This is a genomic window from Staphylococcus lloydii (assembly GCF_015775975.1).
GTDB lineage: Bacteria > Bacillota > Bacilli > Staphylococcales > Staphylococcaceae > Staphylococcus > Staphylococcus lloydii.
On the sequence record NZ_CP064056.1, the window covers coordinates 1,580,275 to 1,595,299 of the forward strand.

Annotated in this window: 13 protein-coding genes and 1 pseudogene; 1 reads left to right on the top strand and 13 read right to left on the bottom strand. The window is 33.2% G+C overall.

All coding sequences use genetic code 11. The annotated features are described in order from the left end of the window. Nucleotides 1-83: 83 nt before the first annotated feature. From ISP08_RS13035 to rbfA, 7 genes and pseudogenes are all read right to left on the bottom strand, one after another. Nucleotides 84-894: pseudogene (locus ISP08_RS13035) on the bottom strand (DNA translocase FtsK 4TM domain-containing protein); the annotation flags it as partial. A 223-nt stretch (nucleotides 895-1,117) separates the two neighbouring features. After that, nucleotides 1,118-2,791: a ribonuclease J2 gene (rnjB, locus tag ISP08_RS07730; protein WP_048794047.1), complete on the bottom strand. Its 1,674-nt coding sequence runs from the start codon at nucleotides 2,789-2,791 to the stop codon at nucleotides 1,118-1,120. A gap of 227 nt (nucleotides 2,792-3,018) precedes the next feature. Continuing rightward, nucleotides 3,019-5,118 carry a polyribonucleotide nucleotidyltransferase gene (gene pnp, locus ISP08_RS07735; RefSeq protein WP_195718242.1) on the bottom strand — a complete coding sequence of 700 codons (2,100 nt, stop codon included), beginning with the start codon at nucleotides 5,116-5,118 and terminating at the stop codon, nucleotides 3,019-3,021. Between the two features lie 314 nt (nucleotides 5,119-5,432). Beyond that, the gene (rpsO, locus tag ISP08_RS07740; protein ID WP_048794049.1) at nucleotides 5,433-5,702 is read right to left on the bottom strand and encodes a 30S ribosomal protein S15; all 270 of its coding nucleotides are present in this window, start codon (nucleotides 5,700-5,702) and stop codon (nucleotides 5,433-5,435) included. Nucleotides 5,703-5,810: 108 nt separating this feature from the next. Continuing rightward, entirely contained in the window at nucleotides 5,811-6,782 is a 972-nt protein-coding gene (locus tag ISP08_RS07745; RefSeq protein ID WP_195718243.1) for a bifunctional riboflavin kinase/FAD synthetase, read from the bottom strand. Nucleotides 6,783-6,794: 12 nt separating this feature from the next. Beyond that, nucleotides 6,795-7,712: a tRNA pseudouridine(55) synthase TruB gene (truB, locus tag ISP08_RS07750; protein ID WP_195718244.1), complete on the bottom strand. Its 918-nt coding sequence runs from the start codon at nucleotides 7,710-7,712 to the stop codon at nucleotides 6,795-6,797. An 83-nt stretch (nucleotides 7,713-7,795) separates the two neighbouring features. Next, on the bottom strand, nucleotides 7,796-8,143 hold the full coding sequence (rbfA, locus tag ISP08_RS07755; RefSeq protein WP_048794052.1) for a 30S ribosome-binding factor RbfA: 348 nt from the start codon (nucleotides 8,141-8,143) through the stop codon (nucleotides 7,796-7,798). Nucleotides 8,144-8,565: 422 nt separating this feature from the next. Between rbfA and ISP08_RS07760 the strand changes: the two genes are divergently transcribed. Beyond that, the gene (locus ISP08_RS07760) at nucleotides 8,566-9,432 is read left to right on the top strand and encodes a hypothetical protein (RefSeq protein WP_195718245.1); all 867 of its coding nucleotides are present in this window, start codon (nucleotides 8,566-8,568) and stop codon (nucleotides 9,430-9,432) included. 63 nt (nucleotides 9,433-9,495) lie between these two features. Here the strand turns inward: ISP08_RS07760 and ISP08_RS07765 are convergent, their stop codons facing one another. From ISP08_RS07765 to rimP, 6 genes are all read right to left on the bottom strand, one after another. Then, nucleotides 9,496-10,482, bottom strand: a complete 987-nt coding sequence (locus ISP08_RS07765; RefSeq protein ID WP_195718246.1) for a hypothetical protein — start codon at nucleotides 10,480-10,482, stop codon at nucleotides 9,496-9,498. A gap of 163 nt (nucleotides 10,483-10,645) precedes the next feature. Next, the gene (gene infB, locus ISP08_RS07770; RefSeq protein ID WP_195718247.1) at nucleotides 10,646-12,766 is read right to left on the bottom strand and encodes a translation initiation factor IF-2; all 2,121 of its coding nucleotides are present in this window, start codon (nucleotides 12,764-12,766) and stop codon (nucleotides 10,646-10,648) included. Nucleotides 12,767-12,770: 4 nt separating this feature from the next. Then, nucleotides 12,771-13,088: a L7Ae/L30e/S12e/Gadd45 family ribosomal protein gene (locus tag ISP08_RS07775; RefSeq protein ID WP_195718248.1), complete on the bottom strand. Its 318-nt coding sequence runs from the start codon at nucleotides 13,086-13,088 to the stop codon at nucleotides 12,771-12,773. Then, complete coding sequence (gene rnpM, locus ISP08_RS07780) at nucleotides 13,085-13,369, bottom strand: RNase P modulator RnpM (protein ID WP_048794056.1); 285 nt, start codon at nucleotides 13,367-13,369, stop codon at nucleotides 13,085-13,087. The genes ISP08_RS07775 and rnpM overlap by 4 nt, the downstream gene beginning before the upstream one ends. Before the next feature lie 23 nt (nucleotides 13,370-13,392). Then, nucleotides 13,393-14,523 (bottom strand): transcription termination factor NusA, encoded by a 1,131-nt coding sequence (gene nusA, locus ISP08_RS07785; RefSeq protein ID WP_195718249.1) that lies wholly within the window; start codon nucleotides 14,521-14,523, stop codon nucleotides 13,393-13,395. Nucleotides 14,524-14,543: 20 nt separating this feature from the next. Next, the gene (gene rimP / locus ISP08_RS07790; protein ID WP_048794058.1) at nucleotides 14,544-15,011 is read right to left on the bottom strand and encodes a ribosome maturation factor RimP; all 468 of its coding nucleotides are present in this window, start codon (nucleotides 15,009-15,011) and stop codon (nucleotides 14,544-14,546) included. Between the last annotated feature and the right edge of the window lie 14 nt (nucleotides 15,012-15,025).

Genomic DNA, 15,025 nt, shown 5'->3' on the forward strand with positions numbered 1-15,025 from the left:
TGAATTACTTGTAATAGAAGATGGTGAGTGATTATTATCCTCCGGTTCATTGTCGCTTTCTTGTAACTCTTTTTGTGCGTTATTTTCTGAATCATTGTGCCCATAAATAGGGATTGTGGATTGTGGCGTCTGTTGTTCCTTCTCTGTAACTTCTGGTAAATCACTAACGTCTTTTACATTATTAGCTTCTGCTTCTTGTGCCGCTTTTTTCTCTGCTTTAACTCTCGCTTTGGCTTCTTTTTTGACTTTATTTTGTTGTCTCTTTTCACTTAATTTGTATGAAGCAGACTCGCTTTTCACTTTAGCATTATCAAAGAAACTTTTAGCTACATCTCTATGACGATGTTTCAGTATCAACACAATACTAGAGATAATTAATAAAATCGTAACTATAATTACGCCAACTATTGATATAAGAGGTGTTAATAGTTCTAATAAATAGTATCCTAGTAAGCCTCCGCCAAAATTTGGGAAGTGTGAATGTTCATATGATTTATATACAAATGACAGTACTGGTTCTCTTTTAGATTGGCTTGTATGAGAAAAATGAAATACTATTTGTGTTAATAATAATAAAGTCAATTGTAATACAATCGCGCCGATGGTTCTTCTGGTCTTAGGTATCCCTTTGTAAAAAGTTATAAATATTGTTGCTGCTAATATCAATATATAAGTTAAATATCTACTCATACCAAATAAATAGTTGAAAAAACTATCTAACATGACACCAACAATGCCTAATTGAAAAACAGCTAATACCGTTAAGATTATAACAATTATCGCAAAAATATATTTTAAGGCGTTATCACTTTGTTTATTTTTACGACTTGTCGTTTTCTTTTTCGTATTAGTTGGCTTTTTCTTAGCAGTTGTTCTTTTCTTCGTTTGTGGCAAAATTCACACCTTCTTTTACTAAATCTATGTATCAGTGTAGTTTACATTTATACCGACGTTCAGCACGAAAATAGTTTGATTTCAACAAAATTCATATAACTTCGATACGGATGTAAACTACACTTCTAATTTTTATAAATCGCTATGAATGACACAAAGAGGTAGAAACTTTGCGCTATATGATTAAAGCTCAAGTCTCAACCTCTTTAACTATGTGTTAATATTAGATTTCCGAAATAACTGGAATGATCATTGGACGACGTTTTGTACTTTCAAATAAAAGCTTACTGATTTGATCGCGCATATTTTGTTTAATTTCAGACCATTCGATTCTTTTTTCCATCAGTCCTTGTTCTACAATTTCGCGCACTTTTTCTTCAGCTTCATTTAATAATTCTTCGCTTTCACGCACATATACAAAACCACGTGATTGTATTTCTGGACCAGCAGCAATACGTCTGTTTTTTGGATCTAATGTCACTACTGCAATAAAAATGCCATCTTCTGCTAACAAATGACGATCTCTTAAGACGATATTGCCGACATCACCAACGCCAATACCATCAATTAACACATTTCCTGAATTTACTTTTTCATTTAAAATCATTTCTTCGCCGTCATAATTAACAACGTCACCTTTTTCTACTAAAAAGATTTTCTCAGGCTGAACGCCTGCTTCGTTGGCTAATTTGGCATGCGCAATTTGCATTTTAAATTCACCATTAACAGGAATAAAATATTCTGGCTTCATAATGTTAATCATCATTTTTAATTCTTCCATACAACCATGGCTTGATGCATGAATTTTTTTGTTATTCGGTAAAACCTCTGCGCCTGCTCTCACAAGCTCATTTAAAGTGTCACCGATTATAACTTCCATATTTGCCGATGCTGTGATAGCTAAAAATACTGAATCGCCTTCTTCAATATTCATAATTTTGTGTTTTTGTTGTGCCATTTGGCTTAGTGCTTCGATTGGTTCGCCTTGCATACCAGTCGCAATAATAATAACTTCGTTTTTAGGGTAATTTTCAACTTCGTTTATCGGAATAAGTAAGTCTTTTGGTATATCAAAATAACCCATTTTACGCGCAATGCTAAAAGAACTTTCAAGTGATCTACCTAAAAATGACACTTTTCTATTTAACTTGCTAGCAACATTCAATACTTGTTGAATGCGAATAAAGTTAGAGGCATAACATGAAACGATTAAACGTCCTTTGACTTTAGTAAATGCATCATACATATGTGATTCTATAACATTTTCAGGCGTATTGTAGCCGGGTTTTTCTGCCTCTGTAGAATCACTGATTAGTGCGAAAACGCCTTCTGCACCAATTTCAGTCATATGTTTTAAATCAGGTGCATAATGGCCTTGTAAACTTTGGTCGAATTTAAATTCGCCAGTATAAACGATTGAACCATATGAAGTATGAATACACACACCTAAACTATCAGGAATACTGTGCGCTGTACTAAAGAACGTGACATTAACGCCTTTAAAACGCATAACAGATTCATTATTTACTGTATAGTATCTAACTTTTTTATTTATATTACGTGATTTCATATTTTCTTTAACTAAAGCAATTGTTAGTTTTGAACCATACACTGGGGCATCAACTTGTTCTAACACATAAGTTACCGCACCAATTGCATGCTCATGCCCATGTGTCAAAAAGATCCCTTTAAGTTTATGTTTGTTTTCAATAACATATTGAATATCTGGTATAACGATGTCGACCCCTAGCATTTCATCCTCTGGGAACATTAAACCAGCATCTAACATAAACATTTCATCGTCTACTTCAACGATATACATATTTTTCGCAATTTCTCCGACTCCACCAAGGGGGATTATGCGAATATTTTTATTTTTTTTCTTAATTAAACTCAAAATTGTACCTCCTAATTTTAATCCCCGACCATATATAATCTCATACTATATTATAAGTTATCTTAGGCTCTATGTACACTATTAAAGTAATTTCCATATCATTCTATTTTTGTATGTAATTTAACTTAATAAATAAAAAGAAACTAGTTTAGTCATTTACACATTTCTTTTAAACCTATTGTGTGAAATGATTGTTTAAACTAGTTTCATGTATTAATAATACTTGATTATTTACTTTCTAATACTTTGTGTGATGCATTTACACGACCTTGTTTGTCGATTTCAGTTACTTTAACTTTAAGTGTATCACCAATCGCAAGCACGTCTTCTACTTTATTGATACGTTCGTTAGCAATTTGTGAAATGTGAACTAATGCATCTTTACCAGGGAATAGTTCAACAAATGCACCGTATTTCTCAATACGTTTTACTTTCGCATCATAAGTTTGACCGACTTCCGCTTCACGCGTAATGTCTTCAATAATTGATTTAGCTTTGTTAATTGCCTCTTGGTCTACCGCACCGATAAATATCGTACCATCTTGTTCGATATCTAATTTCACGCCAGTTTCATCGATGATTTCATTGATTTTTTTACCACCAGGTCCAATAACGTCTCTAATCTTGTCTGGTTTAATGTTCATCGTTACGACTTTTGGCGCATAAGCACTAAGGTCATTTCTAGGAACGTCAATAGTTTCAAGCATATGATTTAAGATAGCCATTCTACCTTCGCGTGCTTGTTCTAATGCTTCTTGGATAATTTCTTTAGTTAGTCCATCAATTTTGATGTCCATTTGAATCGCTGTGATACCTTCTGAAGTACCGGCAACTTTAAAGTCCATGTCTCCTAAAGCATCTTCCATACCTTGAATATCTGTTAAAATTGTATAACTATCATCTCTAGTTACTAGTCCCATAGCAATACCTGCTACTGGTGCTTTAATAGGAACACCTGCATCCATCAATGCGAGCGTTGAACCACAGATTGATGCTTGTGAAGAAGAACCATTTGATTCAAGCACTTCACTTACGATTCTAACTGTATAAGGGAAATCTTTAATATCAGGAATAATTTGTTGTAATGCGCGTTCACCTAACGCACCGTGTCCAATTTCTCTTCGACCCGGAGAACGTACCGGTCCAGTTTCACCGACAGAGAAGTTAGGGAAATTGTAATGATGCATAAAGCGTTTTTCTTCCTCAGCGCCTAAACCATCAATAATTTGATATTCACTTAGTGAACCTAACGTCACTACAGATAACGCTTGTGTTTGACCACGTGTGAATAAACCTGAACCATGTGTTCTAGGTAATAAGCCAACTTCAGATTCTAACGGTCTAATTTCATCAGTTTTACGGCCATCAGGTCTAATTTTTTCTTCAGCGATTAATCTTCTTACTTCAGCTTTAACTAAGTCATTTAAAATACCTTTAACTTCTTTAATTAAAGCTTCATTATCTGGATCTTCTTCATCGACAAATTGTTCAATCACTGCATCTTTTAGGGCATCTAAATTGTCGTCACGTTGCTGTTTATCAAAAGTTAAAACAGCTTTTTTCAATCCTTGTTCTTCAGTTAAACGCGTAACTTTGTCTACTAATTGTTCATCTTGTTCTACAGGTGTAAATGCTTGTTTTTCAGGTGTTAAATGATCAATTATCTGTTGTTGGAAGTCAACTAAACGTTGAATTTCTTCGTGTCCGAAAAAGATTGCTTCTAGCATTTCTTGTTCAGTAATTTCACTAGCACCAGCTTCTACCATGTTTACAGCATCACGATGACCAGCAACTTCTAAATCTAATCTAGAAACTTCACGCTGCTCTACTGTTGGATTTATTACAAATTGTCCGTCTACAAGACCAACGTTAACACCCGCAATTGGTCCTTGGAATGGAATGTCAGAAACACTTAATGCTACTGATGAACCTATCATTGCTGCCATTTCAGGTGAACAATCAGGATCTGCACTAAGTACCGTATTCATAATTTGAACATCATGTTTGTAACCTTTTGGGAATAATGGACGGATTGGTCTATCGATTAGTCGCGCTGTTAACGTAGCATCATCGCTAGGACGACCTTCACGTTTTTTAAAACCTCCAGGGATTTTACCTGCTGCGTACATTTTTTCTTCAAAGTTAACCATTAATGGGAAGAAATCCACGTCACGTGGTTCTTTTGAAGCAACAGCAGTAGAAAGTACTACCGTGTCTCCATAACGTACAAGCGCAGCACCATTAGCTTGCTTAGCTAACTGTCCCGTCTCGATGGTTAATGAACGGTTTGCCCATTCAGTTTTAAAAACTTTTTTCTCTTGAGACATTATAAATCTCCTCTCCTATATCTAATAATCCTATCATATCATTTATTTAAGTAATTTTATATTAGTATATTTTAGTATTTTCAACCTATTTATTGTTGAACAACTGCTACAATATATTTTAATTTTTGAGTTATAAAAAAAGAGTAGGATAGAAATCCAATTTATAATAGATTTCATTGTCCCACACCATGGTAAAGATGACTAATATTAATAGTGAGATACGTTGTATTCACGCAACATAGACAAAAATTACCGATAAAATATTTCAGGCCGAGACAAAATTGTGTCCCGGCCTGAATATAAACGTCTGAAGATTAACGACGGATACCTAATGATTTAATTAATTCACGGTAACGTTGAATATCTTTACCACGTAAATAGTTAAGTAAGTGTCTACGACGACCTACCATTTTTAATAAACCACGACGTGAATGGTGGTCTTTTTTGTGTGTACGTAAGTGCGTGTTTAATGCAGTGATTTCTGCAGTTAATACAGCGATTTGTACTTCTGGTGAACCAGTGTCTGCTTCATGCGTACGATATTCTTTAATAAGTTCGTTTTTACGTTCTTGTGAAATTGCCATAATCAATTTCCTCCTATTTAATTAAATTATGTCCTTTATCCGAGCAAAGCGTCGGAGACTCAACTTGCCAAGGTAAAGGTGTTTAAATGTAAATTTTATACATTCGACTTAAATATTATATGATACATCATCACCAAAATCAACCGATAATAAATATTTGGCTTGTTCTTTATCTTTATGCATTTGTTCGACTAAAGGATCAATGCCATCAAATTTGACTTCTGGGCGCAAAAAATGATGCCAATAAACAACTACTCGCTCGCCATAAATATCTTCTTTAAAATCAAATAAATTCACTTCAATTACGACTTGTGCTTGTGAAGGATCATGGAATGTAGGTTTAACGCCCACGTTAGCAACGCCTCTATAAATTTTATCTTCAGCACCTATTTTCATGCTAACTGCATAAACACCTTTTTTCGGTAGTACATAATCGCCGCTTGGTTGAACATTTGCAGTTGGAAAACCTATTGTTCTGCCCCTTTTTTCTCCTTGAACGACTGTACCCTTAATTTGGTAGCGATAGCCTAATTCTTTATTGGCTTTAGTTAAATCGCCTTCTTTTAAAGCACGTCTAATTTCTGTCGTAGAAATTTTTTCTGATTCAATTTCTAATTTACTAACTATAGTCGTTTCACATTCATCTAATTCACTTAAAGTCATCATATTACCTTTACCATATTTACCAAAAGTAAAGTCAAAGCCAGCTATTATTTTCACTACATTATTTTTCAATATATAGTCGTTCACAAAATCTTCTGCACTAACATCGGCAAATTTCGAAGAAAAATTGATTACGATGCAGTAATCAATGCCATATTGTTCGATAATATCCAATTTATCTTCGATAGGTGTTAAGTAGTCTGTTCTTTTACGTTCAGGGTTTAAGACAACTGAAGGATGTGGATCAAATGTCATAACCGCTTTTTTTAAATTACTTTCTTCAGCTTTTTGAATTAAAGTATCAAACACTTTGGAATGGCCTTTATGCATACCGTCAAAAAAGCCGAAAGCCATAGCTACAGGCTCTTTAATGAATTGATCTTCTTGAATTGGGTGTGTAACTTCTATAACTTTCATACAAATACTCCTTTAGTTAAAAACCCTCTTAGGCTTAATTTCATCAGTTTTAGTTGGATGAGGTTCATATATCGCTAATGCTTTCTCCGTGCGTGCTTCTAGCATTACTATTTTACCAGAAATTGGTTCATCAAAATCGTTAATAAAGAACTTTTGTCCATTTAATACTTTTTGTTTCATGTCGTCATCTTCAATTTTGATAGATGGCAAACCTTTCAAACCATATTCTATAGCAAATAATTTTTCCTGTAACGCTTCTTGCTCATGTAACTGTGATATCTCTTCTAAAGATAAGCTGTCATTTATATCAAATCCACCACTACTCGTACGCGTTAATTTAGACATATGTGCTGGCAAATCTAATGCTTTACCAATATCTGTCGCTAACGTTCTTATGTAAGTACCTTTGCCACATTTAACAATTATACCAAATTGACAATGTCCATTTTCATAAACCAAATCACCTGTTCTCTCAATTTGGTAAATATTAACTTGCCTTACAGGACGTTCAACAGTTTCATTATTTCTTGCATATTCATATAGCTTTTTACCATTTACTTTAACCGAAGAATACATCGGTGGTATTTGTGTGATAGTCCCTCGGAAAGTTGCTATTACTTTATCTATTTCAGAAATATTTAGAGCATTATTATCTAACTGCCTTGTCTCTAATACCTCACCAGTTTGATCTTCAGTCGTCGTACTTGACCCTAAAGTAACTGTAGCGTGGTAAGTTTTACCCATATCCATAATGTAATCACTAACTTTAGTAGCTGGTCCAATACAAATAGGTAATACGCCATCGACTTCTGGATCTAATGTACCGGTGTGCCCTATTTTTTTAGTGCCTAAAATTTTTCTTAATTTAAACACGACGTCGTGACTCGTCATGCCTCTATTTTTATATACTGGTAAGATGCCATTGTACATATTAAAAACATCCTTTTCTCATATTGTCTAAGCGATAAAAAGCTGGAACTTAAACCATCAATGATTTACGCCCCAGCTTCTCTTTAATCCTTTTTATGCAAGTCTTGAATCATACGTTCAATTTTATTACCATAATCGATTGATTCATCATACTCAAAGTTTAATTCAGGTACGATACGTAATCTCATACGTGAAGCTAATTCTGTTTTAATAAAACCTTTAGCTTTTTCTAATCCTTTAAACGTATCATCAATTTGTTTTTGTTCACCTAAAACTGTTAAATAAACTTTTGCAATCGAAAGATCGTTTGTAAGTTCTACATCTGTTATTGTTAAAAATCCAATTCTCGGATCTTTTACTTTATTATTTACAATATCCATGATTTCTTGTTTCATTTGTTCGCCTACACGTTCTGCTCTCATGTTCATCATTTTCACCTCACGATTGTTTATGAGCTAACTTACTTACAAATTATATGATAGTTCGTTTATTATCGTCAAACCTTTCATCGCAATCTTTATTAATTTTAAAAGACATGTTACACGCTATTTATTGAAATTTTTTTAAATAACTTTTCCAAATTATCTTTACAGTTACGCACTAATAAAATGCCTAACTGTTAAAAATTGTAATAATGTAACAAATATAATTAGTTGTTTCATATAAATTATGCCTAACTGTATATTTTATCTCCTAGCTGTTTGTCTTTTGAACTATCACAATTCGTATTCCGCTAAATTCTTTTAAATTTTAAATTAATTATATTTTATTAATACTACAAACAATTTAAATGTGGTAATATAAATAATTAGAGTGTTCAAAATTGATTTACACTATAACTAGGAGGTATTGTTTGAATAAACCCGAAAGGCTTTTGTACATATATACACGTTTACTAAATGGTAAACATTTAAACAAGTCTACTTTAGCACAAGCGTTAAACATCAACTTACGTTCTGTTCAAAGAGATTTTAGTGATATTAATAATTTCTTATATGAAGACGAGGAATGGCGAGGACTTAATGCTAAAATAGTTTATGACAATATATTAGAAACGCATAGTCTCCAAACATTTCCATTAAAAATCAGACAACAAATGCTAATTACCTTACTCTATCAAATTAAAGGTACGTTGCCTGTTGTACATGAAGATATTTATAAATTTATAGAACAATATTCGTTCTCCAGTACGAATCATAAAGTATTGGTACATAATTTATTAAAGAAATTCCATATCAAAGAAAGAGACTATAATTACTCTTCTTTTATACAAGTCGCACGTTGTATAGATGCCAAATACAATATGACTATTACTACACGAGCAGGTGCACATCTTTACGTTAGCCCAATTAATATTCATGTCATTGATGATGAGTTTTGGATGACTTACATTAAAGATGATTTAATAGATGCCATTAAATTTGAAGATATAGCGCACCTTAATGAAACATCTATCAATTACACATTCGCAGATATGACGATTAAAAATATGATTACATTATCAATCAGTGTTAGTTTTTGGCAATATGTTTCAACAGAATATAATATTATTTCTTCTTATGATAAAGACGATAAAATCATTGCCCAAATATTGATGTCTAAAGTAGAATGTTTTGCGCTAATAAAAAAATATTATAAACATATTAAAATCATAGCACCTGAGGCCTATAGAGATGAACTCATTAATCATTTGAAGACCATAATTAATCAATATTTATAATAATAAGAGGCCGAACTGATTGTCGTTTCAGCTCCACCTCTTTTATAATTGCATTTTTCATAGTTAATATTTATTGTTTAATGTTGCCATTCTTTTATAAAAATCTGACTTGCCATTTAATCTTTCTTCTTTGAGTTGTTGATTCCATTTATAATATTCACATTTAGATAATGTTCTTTTTTGCTTTAACTTCTCACGTTGTTCTCTATAACTTAAAATATTTCCAACTGTAAAATATTTATTTTGTTTTGAAGCATAGACAAAAGTATTTTTTAATAGCACTTGTTTTTCTTCTTCAGTAAAAGCTTTACTAAAAAATGAACCCCAAAGTTCTTCTTCTCTCACAATATATATACGTTGTTTATTATCATGGAACATCATTTTAAATAAATCTGCATTTTGTTGTTGGGATGGTAAAACAGCCAAAGTATATAGAAAATCTTTAGGCACACCTGCTTGGTATGTCGTTTGATAAGGAAAATAATTAAGAATCATTAAGCGATTAGGATTTATATTAAATTGTTTTAAAATTGAGGAATCTCCACCAAAATATTTCATAAACCAGATATGTTCATCTTCATAAGGTAAAAATCCTTTTTTTCCATTAAACTTCAAATCGCCTCTAAAATCTTGCAATATCCTATTACGCAAGTGAATCTTTCTTTGTCCATCGATGTTCGGATTGTCGGTTCTAAAATCATTTTCAGGTTGTTTATTTAAAATAACGATATCTGCAGTTTCTGGATTCCCAAAATAGGGTTGGGGAATCATAGGATTAATCGTACAATTTTCTACCATTATTTTCTTTCTATTTTTATCTACCACCATCAAGCCATTTGCAAAATTTAGCAATTTTTTAAATTTAGGTAATTCTGTAAAATTTGGGCCGAATCGTTCACGACAATGCGCGAGGTCCTCTAAATGCAAAAATGCAGTTTCATCATTATTTTCAGCAATGGCATTTAATGTATGTTCACTATACTCGTAATTATATTGAGCTAAGTATTTACTCCAAAATTGCTCTATATCTGTTAAATATTTATTAGTCATAAATACTCCTCCAACGTTTGTTTACGTATTAATTATATAAACACACCTAGACACCTGATGTCATTAAATATAAATTGTTGTAATTACAACAAAAAAGTTACACCTCCATTATATTTTAGAAGTGTAACTTTTTTAAAGTGTAATTATAGAAATATTAAATTATTTATCTTTCAACTTCAACCATTTCATATGCTTCAATGATGTCGCCTTCTTTAAGGTCATTAAATTTCTCAACTGTGATACCACATTCATATCCTTGAGCTACTTCTTTAACGTCATCTTTGTAACGTTTTAAAGTATCTAATTCACCTTCGAATTGTACAACACCATCTCTAATAACACGTACGCCGGCATTACGCGTAATTTTACCATCTGTTACATAACTACCTGCGATCGTACCCACTTTAGAAACTTTGAATGTTTGACGAACTTCTGCTTGACCAATAACTTGTTCTTCAAATTCTGGATCAAGTAAACCTTTCATCGCAGATTCAATTTCTTCAATAACGTTGTAAATTACACGGTGTAAACGCATATCTACATTTTCAGCTTCAGCTGCACGTTTAGCGCCGGTATCTGGTCTAACGTTAAAACCGATAATAATACCATTAGACGCATTCGCTAAAGTAACGTCTGATTCATTAATTGCACCAACAGCAGTGTGGATGATTCTAACGTTAACGCCTTCAACATCAATCTTCATAAGTGATGCAGCTAATGCTTCAACTGAACCTTGAACGTCACCTTTTATAATAACATTTAAGTCTTTCATTTCACCTTGCTTCATTTGTTCAAATAAATTATCTAATGAAACATTTTTACTTTCTTGACGTTGTTGTAAAATATTCTCTTCGTGACGTGCTTCACCAATTCTTCGAGCTTGTTTCTCATCAGAGAATACAACAAAACGGTCCCCTGCTTGAGGTACATCATTGATACCCGTTATTTCAACAGGTGTAGAAGGTCCAGCGGTTTTAATTCTTTGTCCTAAATCATTTACCATTGCACGGATACGACCATACGTATTACCTACAACAAGTGAATCTCCAACATTTAACGTACCATTTTGTACTAATAAAGATGCTGATGGTCCACGTGATTTATCTAATTCAGCCTCAATAACTGTACCCACTGCACGGTTATTTGGATTAGCTTTTAATTCTTGTACTTCTGATACAAGTACAATCATTTCTAATAAATTATCGATTCCATCGCCACTTAGCGCTGAAAGTGGTACGAAAATTGTGTCGCCACCCCAATCTTCAGGAATTAAACCATATTCTGTTAATTCTTGCATCACACGGTCAGGGTTTGAAGTTGGTTTATCGATTTTGTTAACAGCAACGATTGTAGGTACATTAGCTTCTTTTGCATGATTGATTGCTTCAATCGTTTGTGGCATTACACCATCATCAGCTGCAACGACTAAAATTGTAATGTCGGTAACTTGAGCACCACGTGCACGCATAGTAGTAAAGGCAGCATGTCCTGGAGTATCTAAGAAAGTAATTGTTTTGCCATCATTTTCTATTTGATATGCACCAATATGTTGCGTAATACCACCTGCTTCACCAGCTGTTACTTTAGTATGACGAATAGAATCTAATAATGTCGTTTTACCATGGTCAACATGTCCCATAATTGTAACTACTGCTGGTCTTTCAATTGCATCTTCATCATCAGTAGCATCTTCAAAGTAAATAGCTAAATCTTCTTCATCTACTACTTCTTCTTTTTCAAGTTCTACACCATATTCATCAACGATAACTTCTAAAGTTTCATCATCTAATGATTGGTTAATATTCGCCATGATTCCTAATAAGAAGAGCTTTTTAATAACATCAGAAGATTCAACATTCAACTTGTCCGCAAGTTCACCTACAGTTATACCGTCTTGATAAGTAATTTTTGAAGGTGTCTCTTTTGTTGTTTGTTGCTCTTTATTATTTTGTCTGTTTTGTTTCTTGTTATTTTTATTATTTTGCTTTTTGTTATTTTGTTTCTTATTATTTTTTGCATCTTGCTTGTTGCCTTGGGCAGGTTTTTGAGAACTTTGTTGTTTTTTGTTGTCTTGTTTTTGACCTTGTGCTTTAGGTTGTTGAGCTTGGCCTTTGTCACTTTGATTGTCTTTTTTATAAATCTTGTCTAAAGCAACAATTTGGTTATCTTCTAACGCTTGCATATGGTTAGAAACCTCAACATCCATTTTCTTAAGTTCATCTATAACATCTTTACTTTTTAAATTTAATTCTTTGGCATATTCGTAAATTCTTTTTTTACTCATATAGTCACTCCTTACGATATTCTTCTATCATTGACAACAACTTTTTAGCAAAACCTTGGTCTGTAATTCCTACGTTGACACGTTCCGCTTTACCTAAAGCTTGTCCTAGTTCTGATCTAGTTCCAAATATACGAAATGATATATGGTAACTTTCACATTTGTTCTGTATTACTTTTTTCGTGTTCTCTGAAGCGTCCTCAGCTATAATAACGAGTTGGATTCTATGTTTTTTTATCTCGTTGATGATGACTGATTCACCCGTTTTAACTTTTCCCGCTCGCATAGCCAATCCCAAAAAATTTACGATTTTCTCTTTCATCATTTAGGTATCTCTTCACGATAAATCAGACGTATGATTTCTTTATATACTGGATCTAAAGTTTCTGCGTCTGATTTAAAATATTTTTCAAGCACGCCTTTTTGTTGTGCTTTTTCTACTTCATTTACATCTTTAGAAACATAAGCGCCACGACCTTGTTTCTTACCTGTCGCATCTGCAAATATTTCTCCTTCTTTATTAATGACCACCCTAATCATGTCTTTCTTAGGATGCATTTCATTAGAAAGGATACATTTACGCATTGGAATTTTTTTCTTTTTCATAAAGTAATCACTCCAATTATTTATTAGGCATCAAGATTATTGTCTTCATTTTCTTCATCAAGCTCAATAGATTCTGTAGCTACATCGTCTGAAGAATTGCTAGGATATACGCCAGCTTCACGTGCATCACTTTCTGATTTGATATCTATTTTCCAACCAGTTAATTTAGCAGCTAAACGCGCATTTTGTCCACGTTTACCAATAGCCAATGATAATTGATAATCTGGTACTACTACAATTGTAGATTGATTTTCTTCGTCAACAATAACTTCAAGCACTTGAGATGGACTCAATGCGTTACGAACAAAGACTTTTGGATCTTCATCCCATTGCACGATATCAATTTTTTCGCCACCAAGTTCCTCTACAACAGCTTCAACACGAGCACCTTTTGACCCTACACAAGCGCCGACAGCATCGATGTCTGGATTATCAGCATGCACACTAATTTTAGAACGGTCACCCGCTTCACGTGCAACTGATTTAACAATTACAGTACCATCAAAGATTTCAGGAACTTCTTGTTCGAATAGACGTTTTAATAGGCCTGGATGACTTCTTGAAACATAGATTTGAGGACCTTTTGTAGTTTGTTCAACTTTATTTACAAAAACTTTAATACGTTCGTTTGGAATATATTTTTCATTTGGACTTCTTTCTGCTTCAGATAAAACTGCTTCAGTACGTCCTAAGTTGACATAAACATAACGATGGTCAACTCTGTCGATTAATCCTGTTACAATGTCTTCTTCTTTATCAATAAATTCATCGTATAAAATTTCTCTTTCAGCATCTCTTAGACGTTGCATAACTGCTTGTTTTGCAGCTTGTGCACCTACACGTCCGAAGTCACTTGGTGTTACGTCTTCTTCGTAAATGTCACCTATTTCATATGCTGGATTTTTAACTAATGCTGTACTTAAATCGATTTCATCTCTGTCATCGAACACTTCTTCTACAACATTTTTTCTTGCTATAACTTTGAAGATACCTTCATCCATGTTTAATTCAACGCGCACATTGCGAGCACTATCATAGTTTTTCTTGTAAGCAGTAATCAACGCTGCTTCGATAGCATCAATCAATACTTCTCTTGGTATTTTCTTTTCTTTTTCTAAATATTCAGTAGCTAATAATAGTTCGTTACTTGACACTATTAACCCTCCTAATCAACTTAAAGCATTACAGAATGACGTGCTTTAGCTATTTTATTTCTTGGTATTTCGATTGTTTTTGTTTTAGCTTTTTCTTTAACTTCCATGACAATTGTATCTTCATTAACCGATTGTAATGTACCTAACCATTCCTTATCACCCTCGATTGGCGCATAGAGAGAAACAAAGATAGGTTTCGTAATTGCATTTTGGAAATCTTGTTCTTTTTTAATCGGTCTTTCAGCACCAGGTGAAGCAACATCTAAATAATACATTTGTTCTATAGGGTCGTTTTTGTCCATTACTTCACTTATTTTCTCAGATGCTAATGTGCAGTCATTTAAGTCAACGCCACCCTCTTTATCAATAGAAATGCGTAAAAAATGATCTTTACCTTCTTTAGTGAATTCGACATCTACTAATTCAAAATTCAAGTCATCCAAAACGGGTTTAATTAGCGCTTCAACTTCTTGGTCTATTTTACTCATGCTGGCCTCCTTTT